The organism is Bradyrhizobium sp. USDA 4541 (genome assembly GCF_024171085.1).
GTDB classification, from domain to species: Bacteria; Pseudomonadota; Alphaproteobacteria; order Rhizobiales; family Xanthobacteraceae; genus Bradyrhizobium; species Bradyrhizobium australafricanum.
In genome coordinates this window covers 9061692-9078256 of the sequence record NZ_JALJZF010000001.1, presented here as the reverse complement: position 1 = coordinate 9078256, position 16565 = coordinate 9061692, and the positions used below count along the sequence as shown (strand labels likewise).

General features: G+C 65.4%; 16 protein-coding genes. 2 read left to right on the top strand and 14 right to left on the bottom strand.

From position 1 onward, the window contains the following. Positions 1 to 5: 5 nt before the first annotated feature. Together J2R80_RS42825 and J2R80_RS42820 are read right to left on the bottom strand one after the other, a co-directional pair. On the bottom strand, positions 6 to 401 hold the full coding sequence (locus J2R80_RS42825) for a VOC family protein (RefSeq protein ID WP_057016635.1): 396 nt from the start codon (positions 399 to 401) through the stop codon (positions 6 to 8). Beyond that, a complete protein-coding gene (locus J2R80_RS42820; RefSeq protein ID WP_076825591.1) occupies positions 402 to 722 on the bottom strand; it encodes a cytochrome c family protein in 321 nt (106 codons plus the stop codon). It lies immediately after the preceding gene. 390 nt (positions 723 to 1112) lie between these two features. Here J2R80_RS42820 and J2R80_RS42815 point away from each other — a divergent pair, with 390 nt between their 5' ends. Then, positions 1113 to 1412 carry a hypothetical protein gene (locus J2R80_RS42815; RefSeq protein ID WP_057016634.1) on the top strand — a complete coding sequence of 100 codons (300 nt, stop codon included), beginning with the start codon at positions 1113 to 1115 and terminating at the stop codon, positions 1410 to 1412. 264 nt (positions 1413 to 1676) lie between these two features. On the opposite strand, the gene arfB is transcribed toward J2R80_RS42815, so the two are convergent. The 8 genes from arfB to J2R80_RS42775 all read right to left on the bottom strand — a co-directional run bounded on the left by arfB (position 1677) and on the right by J2R80_RS42775 (position 11608). Further along, positions 1677 to 2096 carry an alternative ribosome rescue aminoacyl-tRNA hydrolase ArfB gene (gene arfB / locus J2R80_RS42810; protein WP_076825557.1) on the bottom strand — a complete coding sequence of 140 codons (420 nt, stop codon included), beginning with the start codon at positions 2094 to 2096 and terminating at the stop codon, positions 1677 to 1679. A 191-nt stretch (positions 2097 to 2287) separates the two neighbouring features. Further along, the gene (locus tag J2R80_RS42805; RefSeq protein WP_194295319.1) at positions 2288 to 3652 is read right to left on the bottom strand and encodes a pitrilysin family protein; all 1365 of its coding nucleotides are present in this window, start codon (positions 3650 to 3652) and stop codon (positions 2288 to 2290) included. Next, a complete protein-coding gene (locus J2R80_RS42800; RefSeq protein WP_194295318.1) occupies positions 3649 to 5040 on the bottom strand; it encodes a pitrilysin family protein in 1392 nt (463 codons plus the stop codon). Before J2R80_RS42800 ends, J2R80_RS42805 begins: the two co-directional genes overlap by 4 nt. 151 nt (positions 5041 to 5191) lie before the next feature. Continuing rightward, on the bottom strand, positions 5192 to 5923 hold the full coding sequence (locus J2R80_RS42795; protein ID WP_076825555.1) for a hypothetical protein: 732 nt from the start codon (positions 5921 to 5923) through the stop codon (positions 5192 to 5194). A 102-nt stretch (positions 5924 to 6025) separates the two neighbouring features. Further along, on the bottom strand, positions 6026 to 6523 hold the full coding sequence (gene lspA / locus J2R80_RS42790) for a signal peptidase II (protein WP_057016631.1): 498 nt from the start codon (positions 6521 to 6523) through the stop codon (positions 6026 to 6028). A 340-nt stretch (positions 6524 to 6863) separates the two neighbouring features. Continuing rightward, the gene (gene ileS, locus J2R80_RS42785) at positions 6864 to 9878 is read right to left on the bottom strand and encodes an isoleucine--tRNA ligase (protein WP_076825553.1); all 3015 of its coding nucleotides are present in this window, start codon (positions 9876 to 9878) and stop codon (positions 6864 to 6866) included. 210 nt (positions 9879 to 10088) lie between these two features. Further along, complete coding sequence (locus J2R80_RS42780; RefSeq protein WP_200844658.1) at positions 10089 to 10640, bottom strand: sugar O-acetyltransferase; 552 nt, start codon at positions 10638 to 10640, stop codon at positions 10089 to 10091. After that, positions 10637 to 11608 (bottom strand): bifunctional riboflavin kinase/FAD synthetase, encoded by a 972-nt coding sequence (locus J2R80_RS42775; RefSeq protein ID WP_076825550.1) that lies wholly within the window; start codon positions 11606 to 11608, stop codon positions 10637 to 10639. The genes J2R80_RS42780 and J2R80_RS42775 overlap by 4 nt, the downstream gene beginning before the upstream one ends. A gap of 214 nt (positions 11609 to 11822) precedes the next feature. Between J2R80_RS42775 and J2R80_RS42770 the strand changes: the two genes are divergently transcribed. Next, on the top strand, positions 11823 to 12218 hold the full coding sequence (locus tag J2R80_RS42770; protein WP_016844467.1) for a response regulator: 396 nt from the start codon (positions 11823 to 11825) through the stop codon (positions 12216 to 12218). 448 nt (positions 12219 to 12666) lie between these two features. On the opposite strand, the gene J2R80_RS42765 is transcribed toward J2R80_RS42770, so the two are convergent. The 4 genes from J2R80_RS42765 to J2R80_RS42750 form a co-directional block, all read right to left on the bottom strand. Further along, a complete protein-coding gene (locus J2R80_RS42765) occupies positions 12667 to 13521 on the bottom strand; it encodes a TIGR01459 family HAD-type hydrolase (RefSeq protein ID WP_076825548.1) in 855 nt (284 codons plus the stop codon). Between the two features lie 15 nt (positions 13522 to 13536). After that, a complete protein-coding gene (locus tag J2R80_RS42760) occupies positions 13537 to 14949 on the bottom strand; it encodes an EAL domain-containing protein (RefSeq protein WP_141342025.1) in 1413 nt (470 codons plus the stop codon). 164 nt (positions 14950 to 15113) lie between these two features. Continuing rightward, positions 15114 to 16073: a 50S ribosomal protein L3 N(5)-glutamine methyltransferase gene (gene prmB, locus J2R80_RS42755; RefSeq protein ID WP_076825545.1), complete on the bottom strand. Its 960-nt coding sequence runs from the start codon at positions 16071 to 16073 to the stop codon at positions 15114 to 15116. Continuing rightward, a complete protein-coding gene (locus J2R80_RS42750; RefSeq protein ID WP_076825543.1) occupies positions 16073 to 16540 on the bottom strand; it encodes a molybdenum cofactor biosynthesis protein MoaE in 468 nt (155 codons plus the stop codon). Before J2R80_RS42750 ends, prmB begins: the two co-directional genes overlap by 1 nt. Positions 16541 to 16565 lie beyond the last annotated feature (25 nt).

Sequence of the window (16565 nt, the reverse complement as noted above, 5' to 3'; positions counted from 1 at the left end):
ATGCTCTAGCCGAAGCGCCCGCCGCGCTGGATCACCTCGATCTTGTAGCCGTCGGGATCGGAGACGAAGAAGAAGCGCGCCAGCGTCTTGCCGTCGTGCTTGAAGTCGCGCAGCGGCCCGGGCGACAGTTTCTCCTTCTCGAAGCGCGCGTGCTCGGCATCGACGTCATCGACGATGACGGCGAGATGGCCGTAGCCGTCGCCGAGCGTGTAGGGCTCCTTGCGATCGAAGTTGACCGTGAGCTCGACCTCGAAGGGCGAGGAGGGATGGCGCAGATAGATCAGCGCGAAATCGGGAAATCTCAGATTGTCCGCGATCTCCAGGCCAAACGCGCGCTGGTAGAAGTCGAGCGCTTTTCCTTCGTCAAACACTCGGATCATCGAATGCACGGGTTTCGCCATTCAGTTCAGCTCCTTCAGATAGGCGATGATCATGGCGCGGGTTTCCGGCTTGGCCTGCCGATAGGCCATTACGGAGCCCGGGATCACCTCCTGCGGATTGGTCAGCCAGGCATCGAGCCTGGCGTCGTCCCAGACGAAATCGGCCTTGCCGAAGCCCGCGGAATATTTGAAGCCGTCGGCCTTGCCGGCGTGACGGCCGACGACCTTGTAGAGCGACGGTCCCTGCCGGACGGCATCCGACATGTTGGTGGTGTGGCAGGTCGCGCATTGCTGCTTGAACAGCGTCGCCCCATCGGGCGGCTTGGCGGCGGGCAAGGGCATCTGCGCGCCGGCCATTTGCACTGCAAGCATTGCGCTGCAAAATCCCAGCCCCAACGTCCACCTTGCGCGCAGCTTTGTCATCTACATCACCGCCTCTGTGCGGTGACTGTAGGAGGCTGAAATCCGCCGTTGGTAGTAGCGGGCTGTTTCACAGCAGAACAAAGCTGGGCGGTGATCTGGCGCGGAACCGGTGGTTGCCGCATATGCGGACGACAATTTCGCAAAATGACCGCGAAATCCCTGCACGATCACCACACGACGCAGCTTGCATCTCGCGTGCGCCGTTTGCGGAAAATGCAGTCTTGCGCGATGGGGTTCAGGGTCGGCGCTGCAAACGGCGCACCACCTGCGCCGCTCCTCCATCGTCAATTAAAGTCCCAGGAGAAATGGATGACGTTTGCAAAAACCAGCGTGCTCGCCCTTGCCATCTCGGCCGCGATGGCCGGCCCCGTCCTGGCACAGGGAACGACTGCACCGGATACCCGCGGCGGTGCACAGGGCAGAGGTACCATGCAGCAGGGCGGCGGCATGTCCGGCAGCGGCGATGAGGAAATGACGGCGCAACCTGGCGCGACGACGCAGAAGAGCGGCGCCGCCGCCAAGTCGGGCAGCAAGGGAACGGTCGGCAGCGGACGCACGGCACCGAAGTCGGGCGGTTCCGAGATGGCGCCCGCAACCAAGAAGTACTGAAGCACGAGGGCCTTCGCGGTTCTGATCAATCGGAACCAAGGCTCAGGCTTCTTGTTCTGACGCGTTCCTTCGCGCGAACCGACATCCGCTTCGCGCGAAAACGCTTCTGGTTACGCTGACCGGATCCCGGATGCAGTGCCGCGTGCGCTGCGTCCGGCGTTCCCTGGAGCATGATCCGGAAAAGTGGAAACCGGTTTTCCGAAAAGATCATGCTCAAACAAGGAGATGAGATCATGATGCGATTCCGTGGAAACGCATTATGATCTAATCGTCGAAACGGCGGGCGCCGCGCCCCGCCTTGATGTCGCTGCGGCGCTTCTTGCCCTCGAGCCGGCGCTGCTTGGAGCCGAGCGTCGGCTTGGTCGGCCGCCGCGGTGTCGGCCGCATCATCGCCTCCCTCAACATCTCGAGCAGCCGCTCGATCGCATCGGCGCGATTGCGTTCCTGGGTGCGAAAGCGGAAGGCGTGGATCACGATCACGCCATCCTTGGTCATGCGGCTGCCGGCGAGCCGCGCCAGCCGCTGCGCGGCGTCCGCCGGCAACGCAATCTTGTTGGTATCGAAGCGAAGCTGCGCTGCGGTCGAGACCTTGTTGACATTCTGTCCGCCCGGGCCGGAGGCGCGGACAAAGACGATCTCAATGTCGTTCTCATCGATCGCAAGGTCGCGGGACACCCGCAGCATGACATCACCCGTGGAGGGAAGAATCGGCAGGCCGCAGGATAGCGGGTTTGGGTCTGCTTGGGTGGTGTTGATGCAGTGGTTGTTACGTCGGCGTCCGAGTGCGCGGCTCCCCCTTCTCCCCCCTTGCGGGGGCCGAGGCGAGCGAAGCTCGCTCTCGGGGTTGGAGAGGGAAGGTGGCCCGCCGAAACGCGTCAGTTCGCCTTCGGCGGCGCCGACACCGGCTGCGCCGCGGCTTGCGGGGCGCGGCCGACGATTGCGGTGAGTAGGCCGTTGCCCCAGAGCTTTTTGGCGACCCGCTTGGCATCGTCGAGCGTCACCGCGTCGACGATGGCGTTGCGCTTCTCGATGTAATCGATCGGCAGCTTGTCGAGCTGGTATTGCAGCATCGCCTGCGCGAGCTTGGAGGAGGTGTCGAGCGCCAGCATCTGCGAGCCCTTCAGGTAGGACTTCGCCTCGTCAAGCTCCTTCTGCGTCGGACCTTCCTCGGCGATGCGGCGCACTTCCGCTTCGATCGCATCGACGGTCTCGCCGGCGCGATCGGCGCGGGTGCCGGTGTTGCCGATGAACAGCGAGGAGTGATCCATCCAGACCAGCGCTTCATAGATCGAGTAGGCCAGCCCGCGCTTCTCGCGCACTTCCTTGTAGAGCCGCGACGACAATCCGCCGCCGCCGAGAATGTGGTTCACCACATAGGCCGCCATGAAGTCCGGGTCATGCCTGGCAATGCCGGGGCCGCCGAAGGTGACGACGGTCTGCGGCACGTCGAGCGGGACGAAGGCGCGCTGCGGCGGCCTGGTCGCCACGACGTCGGGGACGGGCGTCAATTCGGCTTTCGCCGGCAGGCCACCAAAGGTCTTGTCCAGCAGCTTGCCGAGCGTATCGGGATCGACGTCGCCGACCACGGCAACGCGCAGCGTATCCTTGGCGATGATGCGGCGGGTATAGTCCTTGAGATCCGGGATCTGGATGGTCGGCACGCTGTCGAGCGTGCCGGTGGCCGTCCTGGCATAGGGATGATCGCCGAATGCGAGCTCGAGGAACTTGCGGCCGGCGAGCGAGGACGGATTGGTCGATTCGCGGCGCAGATTGGCGATCACCTGGGCGCGGATCCGTTCGACGTCCTTCGGCTCGAAGTGCGGCGAGGTCAGCGCCATCCGCAACAGGTCGTAGGCTTCGTCCTTGTTGTCCTTGAGCATGCGCAGCGAGCCGCGGAATTGATCGCGGTTCGACTGGAAGCTGAGCTCGATGGCGCGGCGCTCGAGCCGCTCATGATAGGTCTTGGAATCGAGATCGCCGGAACCCTCGTCGAGCAGGTCGGCGACCAGATTGCCGACGCCGGGCTTGCCGGGCGGATCCTGGCTGGCGCCGCCGCTGAAGGCATATTCCATTGCGATCAGCGGCACGGTCGCGTCCTGCACGAACCACGCCTCGATGCCGCCGGGCGATACCAGCCGCTGGATCTTGGCCGCAGCCTGCGAGGGCGCCGACGTCAGCGTCAGCAGCGCGGTGCAGGCGCCGCCGATCAGCGCCGCACGGCGGGTGAGGGAATAGATCACGAGCGCTTCTCCTCGCGTTTCGGCGCAGTATCCTTGATCAGATAGCCGGTCACCGACCGCTTCTTGTCGAGCCAGCTGGCGGCAGCAGTGCGCACCTGCTCGGCAGTGACGGCGCGGATGCGATCCGGCCAGCTGCGGATATCCTCGATGCTGAGCCCGGTGGTCAGCGCGCCGCCATACCAGCGTGCCAGTGTCGCCTGGTTATCCTGGGCGTAGATCGCCTCCGCGATGAGCTGGGTCTTGACCCGTTCGAGATCCTCGGCGCGCGCCGGGTTCTGCGCGAGGTCGGCGATCACCTTGTCGATCGCGTCCTCGATCTGCGCGAACTCGACGCCGGGTTTCGGCGTCACCGAGATCGAGAATTGCGACGGATCGAGCGAGGTGCCCTGGTAGCCGGCGCCGGCCGAGATCGCGAGGCCCTTGTCGATCACCAGCGAGCGATAGAGATAGGAATTGGCGCCGCCGCCCATCAACTGCGCGAGCACATCGAGCGCCTGGCTCTCGCCCGCTGCCGCCGTCGTCGCCGACGGCACCAGGTAATAGCGGCGCAGGCTCGGCTGCTCGACGCGCGGATCCGACAGCGTCACGGTGCGCGGCGCGGCCGGTGTCGGCTCCTGCGGCCTGACCCGCTTCTCGGGGATCGCATGCTGCGCCGGGATCGGGCCGAAGTTCTTCTCGACCAGCGGGCGGATATCCTTGACGTCGACGTCGCCGGCAATGACCAGGATGGCGTTGTTCGGCGCGTAGAAGCGCCGGTAGAAGGCGAGCGCATCCTCGCGGTCGAGCTTCTCGATCTCCTGATGCCAGCCGATCACCGGCCGGCCATAGGGATGGTTGAGATAAAGCGCGGCCATGATCTGCTCGGTCAGCCTTGCATCCGGGTTGTTGGCAACCCGCATGTTGAACTCCTCCAGCACGACATCGCGCTCCGGCAGCACGTTCTCGTCCTTGAGGATCAGGCCGGTCATGCGGTCGGCCTCGAACTCCATCATGGTGGGCAGCTGCTCGCGCGGCACGCGCTGGAAGTAGCCGGTGTAGTCGACCGAGGTGAAGGCGTTCTCATTGCCGCCGACGCGCAGCACGGTCTGCGAGAACTCGCCCGCCGGATGCTTGGCGGTGCCCTTGAACATCAGATGCTCGAGGAAATGCGCGAGGCCCGATTTGCCGGGCGTCTCGTCGGCCGAGCCGACCTTGTACCAGATCATCTGCGTGACCACGGGCGTGCGGTGGTCGGGGATCACCACGACCTGCAGGCCGTTGTCGAGCGTGAAACTGGCGGGGCGTTCCGAGGTGACGGTGGTCTGGGCGCGGAGGCTGGCACCCGGCAGCGGGATGGTGGAAACGAATGCGGCAGCGAACAGGGCGATCGATCGGCGAGAGCGCATCATGGTCCTTATGAAAGCCCGGACACCGGCCGGGGCGCGAAAGCAAGCCATCGTACGCGGTCGTTCCCGTGCCGATGGTCACGAAGCGGAGAGACACCCGCCGCCCCGCATTAAGCTTTGCTCATGTCAGCCTTCGCCCGCGGAGGCCAGGCGATCACTGCACCGGTTTTCCGGTCATGACGTCGTACTGGCCTTCTTTCGCCTTCGGCGCCTGCGGGCCGGTGCCGTAGGCATAGCCCCCGGACGGCGTCTGGTAGCCCGGCGGCGGCTCGGTCAGGGATTCGCGCGTCGGCTCACCCTTGAACGGTTTGGACTCGCTGCTGTTCCCCTTGAACATGCCAAGCAGGCCGCCGTTGTAACCGAGCTGGCTCGGCATCAGCGATGGATTGGTGCTCACGCCGGGCTCCAGCGGCTCCTTGCGCCCGTCGGTGGCGGTCTGCTGCTTGCGGCCCGCCTCGATCTCGGCCGGCGTCAACGCCACCGCCGACTGCCAGGGCTCCTTCTTGACTTCCTTCTTGCGCGCCGCGATCGCAGCCTTGCGCGCCGCAATATCAGGGTCCTTCGGCCAGTTCGGCGCGTTGACCTGGGCGGTCGACGCCGGCGGGGGCAAATCCAGCTTCGGCGGCACCACCAGCGGCGAGCGCTCGCGGTAGTCGATGCCCTTGCTGGCCGCGCTCTTGGCGCCGAGCCCGGTCATCAGATTGTCGACGATCCGCTCTTCGAAGGTCAGGCCGTCGTCGCCGTCATCTTCATCGTCGCCGGCGCGCACCGGGCCGGCCGTCATGACAAGGCCGATCCCGGCTGCGACGAACGCCAGGCGCAGGCCGCGCATCAGCGACAGCCGGGACGTCTCGATCAGGTAACCGCGGGCTTTGGTGTTGCGCATTGCGCCATTCCCATCTCAAAATTCGCCAAAGCGATCACTGGCTTAGGCCACAGTTCCGCTTGATACAGGTGTGGGCCGCTGACCGGCTCGTATCGGCCGGGATCAGGGCGCTTTTACGGCGGGGGTCCCCACCACGGAATCATACAATAGGGCTGCCACGCCAGCAACGATGGCTACATCGGCAAGGTTGAAGATGTACCAATTGAAGGTTTTTCCCCCGATCTCGGCATGAAGCAGGGCAAAATCGACCACCGCGCCATAGGCAAAGCGGTCGATGCCGTTCCCGATGGCACCGCCGATGATCAGGCCGAGCGACACCGTCGCGAGCCAGGTCCGCGACCGCGCCATCCAGATCGCCAGCGCGATCACGGCCGCGGCCTTGATCACCATCAGCAGGATCTGGGCCGCCGGGGTCTCGCTCTGGAACCAGCCGAAACTGATCCCCGGATTCCAGGCGAGCACCAGGTCGAAGAACGGCGTCACCCGCACCGGGGCGTGATGCACGATGTCGAGGACGTGGAGCAGCCAGAGCTTGGAGGCCTGGTCGGCGATCAGGGTGATGATCGCCGTGATCACGCCGGTGCGGAGGGGAGGGCTCATTGCCAGCCCACCAAAGGTGTCGTCCCTGCGAAAGCAGGGACCCATACCCCGTGTCGGGTGTTGCTTGAATGACTCGGAGTCATCAACCTCAGTCCATTCCAGGCAGTGGTGGTTATGGGTCCCTGCTTTCGCACTAGCGTATATACATATCCTCCGCAGTCTTTCCGGAGTCTTCTCAAAGAGTTGGCCGAAAACCGCAGAGAGCTTACTCATCGCACTAGGGTTGCGCCCGCCGATTTCGGCTCTCGCCTAGTAGCTAACCCCTTGATGATGAGTCGGTTTTCTAGCCTCGAAGAGATGTGTAAATGCCCTAGTGCTTTCGCAGGGACGACAGCGGACGTTAGACGCTGCCCCCCAGCGCCTTCCATTCGCGCAGCGCTTGCGCGTCGCGCGGCGAGACGTCGGGATATTCGCCGTCCTCGCCCACCGTCGGCAGGATCTTCCACGAACGGGCGCATTTGGTGCCGACCGCCTTCTCGACCACGACGGCAACGCCAGGCACGGCGTCGAGGCGGAAGGCGTTCGCCGGCGCCTCGCCCTCGCGCACCTCGTAGTTCGAGGTGATGCAGACTTCGGCAAGATCGATATCGAACAGCGTGGCCAGCATCTCCCTGTCAGCGACGTAGATCACCGGCGATGCCTCGAGCGAGGAGCCGATCCGCTTGGCGGCGCGTTCGAGTTCGAGCGCGCCGGTGACGACGCGGCGGACGTTGCGGACCGTCTCCCACTTCGCGGCAAGCGCGTCGTCTTGGAACTGCTCGAGACCTTCGGGAAACAGAGTCAGATGCACCGAAGGCTCGGCGTTCGGCCGATACATCCGCCAGGCTTCGTCGGTGGTGAAGCTGAGGATCGGCGCCAGCCATTTCAGGATCGCGTCGCAGAGCAGATCGATCGTGGTCAGCGCCGCCTTGCGCGCCACCGAGGACGGCGGATCGCAATACAGCGTGTCCTTGCGGATGTCGAAGTAGAACGCCGACAGCTCGGAGTTCATGAAGGCCGCGAGGCTTGCGACCACGGTCTTGTAGTCGAAGTCGGCATAGGCCTTGCGGATGGTCTCGGTGTGGCCGGCGAGCTCGTGCAGCATCAGCCGCTCGAGTTCGGGCATCTCGGCAAAGGCGACCTTCTCGCTCGGCTTGAAATGATGCAGCGTGCCGAGCATCCAGCGGATCGAGTTGCGCAGCTTGCGGTAGGTCTCGATGGTGTTCTTGAGGATCTCCGGGCCGATGCGCTGGTCGTCGGCATAGTCGGTGGCGCAGACCCACAGGCGCAGGATGTCCGCGCCGGAATCCTTGATCACCTTCTGCGGCTCGACGGTGTTGCCGAGCGACTTCGACATCTTGCGGCCGTTCTCGTCGAGCGTGAAGCCGTGGGTCAGCACGATGTCATAAGGCGCGCGGCCGCGCGTGCCGGCGCTTTCCAGCAGCGACGAGTGGAACCAGCCGCGATGCTGGTCGCTGCCTTCGAGATACATCACGGTGTCGTTGCCGCCATCGACCTTGCGGACGATGTTGCCGAGCTGCGGGAAGTTCTGGCGGTCTTCCAGCACGAAGGCGTGCGTGGAGCCGGAATCGAACCAGACGTCGCAGATGTCGTCGACCTTCTTCCAGTTCTCGGACGCGCGGCTGCCAAGGAAGCGCTCGCGGGCGCCGTCCATGTACCAGGCGTCGGCGCCTTCCTCCATGAACGCCTCGGTGATGCGCTGGTTGACGACCTCGTCCTGCAGGATCTCGGCCGAGCCGTCGCTGTTCTCCCTCACGAACACGGCGATCGGCACGCCCCAGGCGCGCTGCCGCGAGATCACCCAGTCGGGACGGTTGGCGATCATGCCGTTGATGCGGTTCTCGCCGGCCGGCGGCACCCATTGCGTGACCGAGATCGCGTGCAGCGCGCGGGCGCGCAGCGTGTCGCCCTTCCTGGCATGGCCGTTCTCGGCGATGGGCTTGTCCATCGCGATGAACCATTGCGGCGTGTTGCGGAAGATCACCGGCTTCTTGGAGCGCCAGGAGTGCGGATACTGGTGCTTGAGGCGGCCGCGCGCGAGCAGCCTGCCGGCCTCGATCAGCGCCTTGATCACGGCCTCGTTGGCATCGCCCTTCTCGCCCTTGTCGTTGAGCACGCGTTTGCCGGTGAAGCCCGGAGCCTGCGCGGTGTAGGCGCCGTTCTCGTCGACCGTATACGGGATCGCCGTCGGGATGCCGCGCGCATCGAGCTCGCGGGTGTTGGCCGTCCAGACGTCGAAGTCCTCGCGGCCGTGGCTCGGCGCGGTGTGCACGAAGCCGGTGCCGGTGTCGTCGGTGACATGCTCGCCGGCCAGCAGCGGCACGATGAATTCGTAGCCGCCACCGAAGCCGCGCAGCGGATGGGCGCATTCCACGGCGTCCAGCGTGTCGCCGGGAATATCGCGGACCTTCTCATAGGACGTGACGCGGGCCTGCTTGAACACCTCGGCGGCAAGCGCGTCGGCCAGGATCAGGAGATCGCCGGTCTTGGCCCAATTGTCCGCCGGCGCATCCGTCACCTTGTAGAGGCCATAGGCGATCTTCGGCGAAAACGAGATGGCGCGGTTGCCGGGCAGCGTCCACGGCGTGGTGGTCCAGATCACGACCGAGGCATTGGCCAGCGCGCCATGCGCCGGCGAGGTGACCGGGAATTTCACCCACACCATGTCGGAGGTGTAGTCCTCGTATTCGACCTCTGCTTCGGCCAGCGCGGTCTTCTCGACCACGCTCCACATCACCGGCTTGGAGCCGCGATAGAGCGTCCCGTTGGCGGCGAACTTCATCAGCTCGCGGGCGATCTGGGCCTCCGCCGGATAGCTCATCGTCTGGTAGGGATGATCCCAGTCGCCGATGATGCCGAGCCGCTTGAACTCCTCGCGCTGCACGTTGATCCAGTGCGTCGCATAGGCACGGCACTCCTTGCGGAACGCGACCATCGCCGCCGAGTCGCGGAAGTCGGGCTTCTGCTTGCCCTTGGAGCGGTAGTTCTCCTCCTCGATCTTCCATTCGATCGGCAGGCCGTGGCAGTCCCAGCCCGGCACGTAGTTGGAGTCGAAGCCGAGCATCTGCTGGCTCTTGGTCACGACGTCCTTGAGGATCTTGTTCAGCGCGTGCCCGATATGGATGTTGCCGTTGGCGTAGGGCGGGCCGTCATGCAGCACGAATTTGGCGCGGCCCTCGGCTTCCCGGCGGAGCTTGTCGTAGAGGCCGATGTCGTTCCAGTATTTCAGGATTTCCGGCTCGCGCTGGGGCAGGCCGGCGCGCATCGGGAAATCCGTCTGCGGCAGGTAAAGGGTCTTGGAATAGTCCCTAACGTCAGTCTTTTGGGCGTCGGTCTTTTGCGGCTTGTCGGACATGAAAGCTCTGATTTGGCAGGTGCGGGCGCGGATACGCGATCAATCGCGGGTGAAACGACGAAGTCCCGGTCTTGCGCCGAGCCTTCAGGCTCAGGCGGAAGCCGGGCCGCTAATCCGTATGATGCGCCGCGAAAACATGGGGTTTCCATAGCAGCCGGACGGGGAAATCGCAAAGCCCCCGGTGGCTCGCAGGGCCGCGCATGGCGCGGTTCAGGCCGGCCGTGCCCGGGCCGGATTTCCCGCCACGATCGCGCCGGGGGCGACGTTCCGTGTGACCACGCTGCCGGCCCCGACCAGGGCGCCGTCGCCGATCGTGATGCCGGGCAGAATGATGGCACCCCCGCCGATCCAGACGTCGCTGCCGATCCGGATCGGGCGGCCGAATTCCAGCCCGGCGCGGCGGGTTTCGGCATCGCGCGGGTGGTCGGCGGTATAGACCTGCACCGCGGGTCCGATCTGGGTCCGATCGCCGATCGCGACCTCGACGACGTCGAGGATGACGCAATTGAAGTTGAGGAACACGCCGTCGCCGAGGCTGATATTGCTGCCGTAATCGCAGAAGAACGGCGGGCGTATCACGGCATCCCTGCCGACCTTGCGGAAGCGCTCGCCGAGCAGCGCGTGCAACTCGGCCGCGGACGACGCGCCCGACGCATTGTAGCGTGCCATCCATTGTTCCGCCGCTGTATGCTCAGCGGCGAGCTCCGCATCCGGGCGATACAGCTCGCCCGCCAGCATCTTTTGCTTTTCAGTCCGGTTCAACCAATCACTCCGAGCTGCGGGAACGCGTCGGGCGCCGCGGCCAGCACCGCGCGCGCCTTGGCGCTGTCGTCATCCATCTGGCGTATCAACGCCTCGATGGTGTCGAATTTCAGCTCTTCGCGAATGAAACCGATGAATGCGACATCAAGGACCGCGTCGTACAGATCGCCCTTGAAGTCGAACAGGAACACCTCGAGCAGCGGCGCGCCGTTGTCGAAGGTCGGCCGGCGCCCGAAGCTTGCGACACCGTCGAACCGTTGCGAGCCCTTGCCGACCCGCACCGCGTAGATGCCGTGCTTCAAGCCGCAATGCTTGTCGAGGCGGATATTGGCGGTGGGGTAACCGAGATCTCGGCCGCGCTTCTCGCCGTGGACCACCTTGCCGGTGACGAACCACGGTCCGCCCAGCATCGTGGTCGCATCCGCGATCTCGCCTTCGGCGAGCGCCATGCGGATGGCACTGGAGGAAACCGGACGCTCCTCGATGTCGACATGGGCCTGCACATCGACCTCGATGCCGAGCCGCGGTGCTTCGCTGACCAGGAGGCTCGGCGAGCCGACCCGGCCCTTGCCGAAATGGAAGTCGTAGCCGACCGCGATCCCGCTGATGCCGAGCCGGCCGATCAGGTCATGGTGAATGAAATCCTGTGCCGTGGTCCCGGCGCGCGCCTTGTCGAACGTCATGACGACGGCGCCCGCGAGGCCGGTGGCCGCGAGCAGCCGCAGCTTGTTGGTCTCGTCCGTGAGACGGAATTGCGGAGTGTTCGGGCTGAAGAAGCTGCGCGGATGCGGCTCGAAGGTCACGGCGAGCGCGGGCACGCCGCGCGCTCTGCCCATCGCAAGCGCCGCGCCGATCACGGCGCGGTGACCGAGATGGACGCCATCGAAATTCCCCATCGCGACCACGGCGCCTTTCGGAATGGCGCTTGCGGGGGTGTTGTCGCGGATAACGGTAAAGCCGGTGCTCATGAGCGGTATTCTTCAAGGATTCTTAAGCATGATTGGTGCGGGCCGGACCGTGACGCGGCGGCGGCGTGGAAGTCAAGGCTAACGAAAATCGCGTCAAATCCGTAACAATCCGGATTCAGCCGGTTAACGCGCTGTTTAACGGCTGCTGTTAGTCGTTGGCGGAAAGCTGCGTTCGTGCAGAAGCCAAGTTGCGTTTGTGTTTTTGGGGGGAAAGATGGCGGTTGATTTGTCCATGCCGGTTCTGGTGGTTGATGATTACAGCACCATGATCCGCATCATCCGGAATCTTCTCAAGCAGCTTGGATTTGAAAATATCGACGATGCCTCCGACGGCTCCGCAGCGCTGAACAAGATGCGCGGCAAGAAGTATGGCCTGGTGATTTCCGACTGGAACATGGAGCCGATGACCGGCTACGACCTGCTCAAGGAAGTCCGCGCCGATCCCAACCTCGCGACCACGCCCTTCATCATGATCACGGCGGAATCCAAGACCGAGAACGTGATCGCGGCCAAGAAGGCCGGCGTGAACAACTACATCGTCAAGCCGTTCAATGCGGCCACGCTGAAGACCAAGATCGAGGCGGTGTTCCCGGACATGGCGACGGCATAACCGCCCGACATCGATCGCATCGGCTGAAATTCACGCATGCCCGGGCAGAAGCGCGTCTTCGCGCTAGGTGTCCCGGGCATTTGCATTTGATCACGCTTCCCTTTACCCGCCCCGCTTGTGCAACACGAGGGGGAGGGCGGCTGCACGATTTCGGAATATTAGAAGAGTATCGCTGAGTTGCCCGACGTGTCAAGGCGACTGGCGAACCCCGCGCGCCACGGGCTACTTTGCATGGGGTTGTTTTCGATATTTTGGCGGCGCGCCCCTTCACCTCGCCCCGCTTGCGGGGAGAGGTCGGATTGCATCGAGAGATGCAATCCGGGTGAGGGGGTACAGGTCTCTCGGCATCCGGCGCCTGGGGAGGCAGCCGCTCACCGAACCCTCCAAGAGCGAGCTTCGCTCGTCTCGACCCGGTGAAGAACGGGGCGAGGGACAGCGTCGCTTGCCGCTACCACTTCAGCTCGCGCATCAGCGCGCGGGGCGGATGGCCGAACAATTCCTTGATCGAGGCCGCATCGAGCTGCTCGATGCCCTCGAACTGTTCGGAATGGATGCCGCGCGTAACGAACAACAGATCGATGCCGAAGCCAAGGGCGCCGGTGAGATCGGTGCGCACGGAATCGCCGATCGCGAGCACCCGGCTGAGCTCGGTCGGACGCCCGCGGCGTTCGGTGGCGAGAGCCATGGCGCGCTCATAGATCGGCCGGTGCGGCTTGCCGTAGAAGATCACCTCGCCGCCGAGCTCGCGATAGAGTTCGGCGACCGCCCCGGCGCAATAGATCAGCCGGTCGCCGCGCTCGACCACGATATCGGGATTGGCGCACACCAGTGTGAGCTTGCGCTCGAGCGCCTTCAGCAGCGTGTCGCGATAGTCTTCGGCCGACTCGGTCTCGTCGTCGAACAGGCCGGTGCAGATGATGTAGTCGGCCTGCTCCAGCGGTACCAGCGTGGCGTCGAGGCCGCGGTGGATCGAGCTGTCGCGCTCCGGGCCGATCCAGAAGATTTTCTGGCCGGGATGATCGGCCACGAAGTGGCGCGTCAGGTCGCCCGAGGAGACGATCGCATCATAGGTCTCGTCGGCGACGCCGAGCTTGCGCAGTTGTCGCTGCACGGAATCGGCCGGCCGCGGCGCGTTGGTGATCAGGATGACCGTGCCGCCCTGCTGGCGGAAGGTGTGCAGGGCCTCGCAGGCCTCGGGAAAGGACTCGAGCCCGTTGTGCACGACGCCCCAGATGTCCGACAGCACCACATCGACGCCGCCGACGAGGTCGCGCAGCTGCTCCACGAAACGCAGTGAGGTCATGATGCAAATTGCCGGCTAATTTGGACCGAGGGCGCGGCGCGCCAGCGCGGCGCTGCCGGTTGCGCGCGGCGGAGCTGCGGGGCTGGAGGCGGGGGCTGAAGTGCTGGCGCCATTAAGATCCTGGGGGTTGGTCTGCGGAGCCTCGGCGGTAGCAGATGCCCCCTCCGGCCGCAACGGCCGCGGCGGCGCGAACAGGAACCCCTGGCCGAACCGGACATCGTAGTCGAGCAGATCGACCACCGAGCGTTCGCCCTCGATCCGTTCGGCGATCAGGTCGATGCCGTAGCGGCCGAGCAGGTCGGACAGATCGGACGGATGGATATCGGTGCTCGCGATCTGCCTGGCGTCGAGCAGCAGCGCCGCCGGCACCTTGATGAAGCGGACGCTGCGATCGGCGAGCTCGCGCGGCTCGAGGCGAAGGTCGCTGACATGGTCGATCGAGAACCGGTAGCCGCGCTGTGCCAGCGCCGCGAGGTTTTCGCTCTCGGTCCCGCCGAGATTGCGGAAGGTCGCCTGCTTGAACTCGAGCACGAAGGACGGCGCCAGCGCGCGGTTGGCCTCGAGGAAGTCGAGACACTGGGTGAAATGCGCCTGGTTGGACAGCGTCGCCGCCGAGACGTTGCAGAACACGCCGACATCCTTGCTGCGGATCATCAGGCGGCGCAGCACCTGGACGCAGCGAAGCATCACCATGTGATCGATGCGGCCGATCAGGCCGCCGGCCTCGGCCGCCTCGATGAAATCCTCGGCGGCCAGCACCTGGTCGCGCTCGTCGCGCAGCCGCGTCACCGCCTCGTAGTAGCGCACCTTGCGCTGCGGCAGCGTCACCATCGGCTGCAGGTAGATGTCGAGGCGGTTCTCGTCGATGGCCTGCTTGATCGCGCCGATCAGCTGGGTCTGGCTGCGCGAGACCTCCGGCGGAGCCGCAGGTGGCGGCGGAGGCGCAACCACGACGGTCGGCGCCGGCGCAACCCGTTGCAACACATCGTCACGCGGGGACGCGACCGGCTGCATCGCCGGAGCCGCCGCCAGCAGATCCTCATGATGCGCGACGGATGCCGCGAGCTGCCGCACCAGTCCGCCGAGTTCGCTGATCTCGCCGGCCATGCCCTGCATCCGGTCGGCGCCGGTGGAGTTGGCCGAGGCGACGCGGCCTTCGACCGCGGCCAGCCGGCGGCCGAATTCGGCGACCTGGCGGGCAAGGTCGGCGGTGCCGCGCGACAGATCCGCGATCTGGCCGCCGACGTCGCTGCGGTCACGCAGCCGCATCGAGACCGCGTTGTAGAGGATCAGGCAGGTGAGGGCGGTGAGCGCCACGATCGCCGATTCCGATCCGCTGATGCCCGCCACCGAATACAGCACGAAGCCGAGCGAGGCTGCGACCAGCACCATGCAGATGGCGATGAAGATCGTCGAAATGCGAATCATGTCGCGCGCCCGCGCCCTCTGTCCGAACGTCCCCGGACCGCGACCTTAGCACCATTGTTGATTCGACGGGCCAGCGATCTTCGGAACCGGCTGGAACTGCACACGATTTTCGTTTCGCCGGGGTCGGGCTCCGTAAAGCGCCGGAGCCGGCGGCGGCACGCCGGTCAGAGGTCCGCGGCAGCGATCCAGAACACCTCGCCCTCGGAGTCCTCGGTGTCGAGCCAGAGCAGCGGCAGGTTCGGATAGGCGGCCTCGAGATTGTCGCGGCCGCGGCCGATCTCGCAGAGCAGCCCGCCCTGCGGGGTCAGATGTTGCCTCGCCTCATCGAGCAGGCGGCGGACGATGTCGAGCCCGTCGGCGCCGCCATCGAACGCGATCTTCGGCTCGGCACGGCACTCGCGCGGCAACGCCGCCATGCCTTCGGCGTCGACATAGGGCGGGTTCGAGATGATGAGATCGTATCTGCTGCCGCCGAGCGGCTTGAACAGGTCGCCGCGATGCAGCGTCAGGCGACCGTCGAGGCCGTGGTCGGCGACGTTGCGCGCGGCGACCTCGAGCGCGTCCTTTGAAATATCGACGGCATCGACCGCGGCGTTGGGGAAATGCCGGGCGGCCAGGATCGCGAGGCAGCCGGAGCCGGTGCAGAGGTCGAGCACGCGTTCGACCTCCTCGGGATCGCCGATCAGCGAGGTGCCGTCCTCGTCGCCGCCGAAATGCGAATCCAGCAATTCGCCGACGAAGGAGCGCGGCACGATGGTGCGCTCGTCGACATAGAACGGCAGGCCGCGCATATAGACCTTGTTGACGAGATAGGCGGCCGGCTTCCGCGTCGCGATCCGGCGCTCGATCAGGTCGAGGATCTGCTTGCCTTCGGCCACGGTGACGCGCGCGGTGGCGAAGGTCTCGAACTGGTCGGGATGCAGGTGCAGCGTTTCGCAGATCAGGAACGCGGCCTCGGCCACCGGATCGGTGGTGCCGTGCGCGAACACGAGCTTCGCCGCGTTGAAGCGGCTCGTCGCATAGCGCAGGAAATCAAACAGGGTCTGCAGCTCGCCGGCGCCGACTTTCGGCGCTTTCGGCACGGCGGGGCTGCGCCTGGCCGGCACTTTGCTGCGCTTGGCCATCAGGATTTGGTCCAGCGCGCGGCGGCCGCGTCGTCATGACCCTGCGCCTCGATCCAGCTCGCGCCGCGCGCGCTTTCCTCGCGCTTCCAGAACGGTGCGCTGGTCTTCAGATAGTCCATCAGGAACTCGGCGGCCTCGAACGCGGCCTGCCGGTGCGCCGAGGCGGTCACGACCAGCACGATGTTCTCGCCCGGCGCGATGCGGCCGAAGCGATGGATGATGGTGAGGCCCTGCAACGGCCAGCGCGCCAGCGCCTCGTCGGCGTGGCGTCCAATCTCGGCTTCCGCCATGCCCGGATAATGTTCGAGCGTCAGCGCCGCGATCGGCTCGCCCTGCTCGCTGCCGCGGCAGATGCCGCTGAAGCTGACGACCGCGCCGACATCGGTGCGGCCCCTGCTCAAGGCCGCGATCTCCTGCGCGACGTCGAAGTCGGCTTGCTGGATACGGATGGTCGCTGCGACGGTCATGTGGACTTCTTTGCTTGACGCGTTT

What these genes read in the sequence shown, in the direction of transcription:
- J2R80_RS42825 (WP_057016635.1), bottom strand. Translation starts at nt 401, where the DNA reads ATGGCGAAACCCGTGCATTCGATGATCCGAGTGTTTGACGAAGGAAAA.
- J2R80_RS42820 (WP_076825591.1), bottom strand. Translation starts at nt 722, where the DNA reads ATGCCCTTGCCCGCCGCCAAGCCGCCCGATGGGGCGACGCTGTTCAAG.
- J2R80_RS42815 (WP_057016634.1), top strand. Translation starts at nt 1,113, where the DNA reads ATGACGTTTGCAAAAACCAGCGTGCTCGCCCTTGCCATCTCGGCCGCG.
- arfB (WP_076825557.1), bottom strand. Translation starts at nt 2,096, where the DNA reads ATGCTGCGGGTGTCCCGCGACCTTGCGATCGATGAGAACGACATTGAG.
- J2R80_RS42800 (WP_194295318.1), bottom strand. Translation starts at nt 5,040, where the DNA reads ATGATGCGCTCTCGCCGATCGATCGCCCTGTTCGCTGCCGCATTCGTT.
- J2R80_RS42795 (WP_076825555.1), bottom strand. Translation starts at nt 5,923, where the DNA reads ATGCGCAACACCAAAGCCCGCGGTTACCTGATCGAGACGTCCCGGCTG.
- lspA (WP_057016631.1), bottom strand. Translation starts at nt 6,523, where the DNA reads ATGAGCCCTCCCCTCCGCACCGGCGTGATCACGGCGATCATCACCCTG.
- ileS (WP_076825553.1), bottom strand. Translation starts at nt 9,878, where the DNA reads ATGTCCGACAAGCCGCAAAAGACCGACGCCCAAAAGACTGACGTTAGG.
- J2R80_RS42775 (WP_076825550.1), bottom strand. Translation starts at nt 11,608, where the DNA reads ATGAGCACCGGCTTTACCGTTATCCGCGACAACACCCCCGCAAGCGCC.
- J2R80_RS42770 (WP_016844467.1), top strand. Translation starts at nt 11,823, where the DNA reads ATGGCGGTTGATTTGTCCATGCCGGTTCTGGTGGTTGATGATTACAGC.
- J2R80_RS42765 (WP_076825548.1), bottom strand. Translation starts at nt 13,521, where the DNA reads ATGACCTCACTGCGTTTCGTGGAGCAGCTGCGCGACCTCGTCGGCGGC.
- J2R80_RS42760 (WP_141342025.1), bottom strand. Translation starts at nt 14,949, where the DNA reads ATGATTCGCATTTCGACGATCTTCATCGCCATCTGCATGGTGCTGGTC.
- prmB (WP_076825545.1), bottom strand. Translation starts at nt 16,073, where the DNA reads ATGGCCAAGCGCAGCAAAGTGCCGGCCAGGCGCAGCCCCGCCGTGCCG.
- J2R80_RS42750 (WP_076825543.1), bottom strand. Translation starts at nt 16,540, where the DNA reads ATGACCGTCGCAGCGACCATCCGTATCCAGCAAGCCGACTTCGACGTC.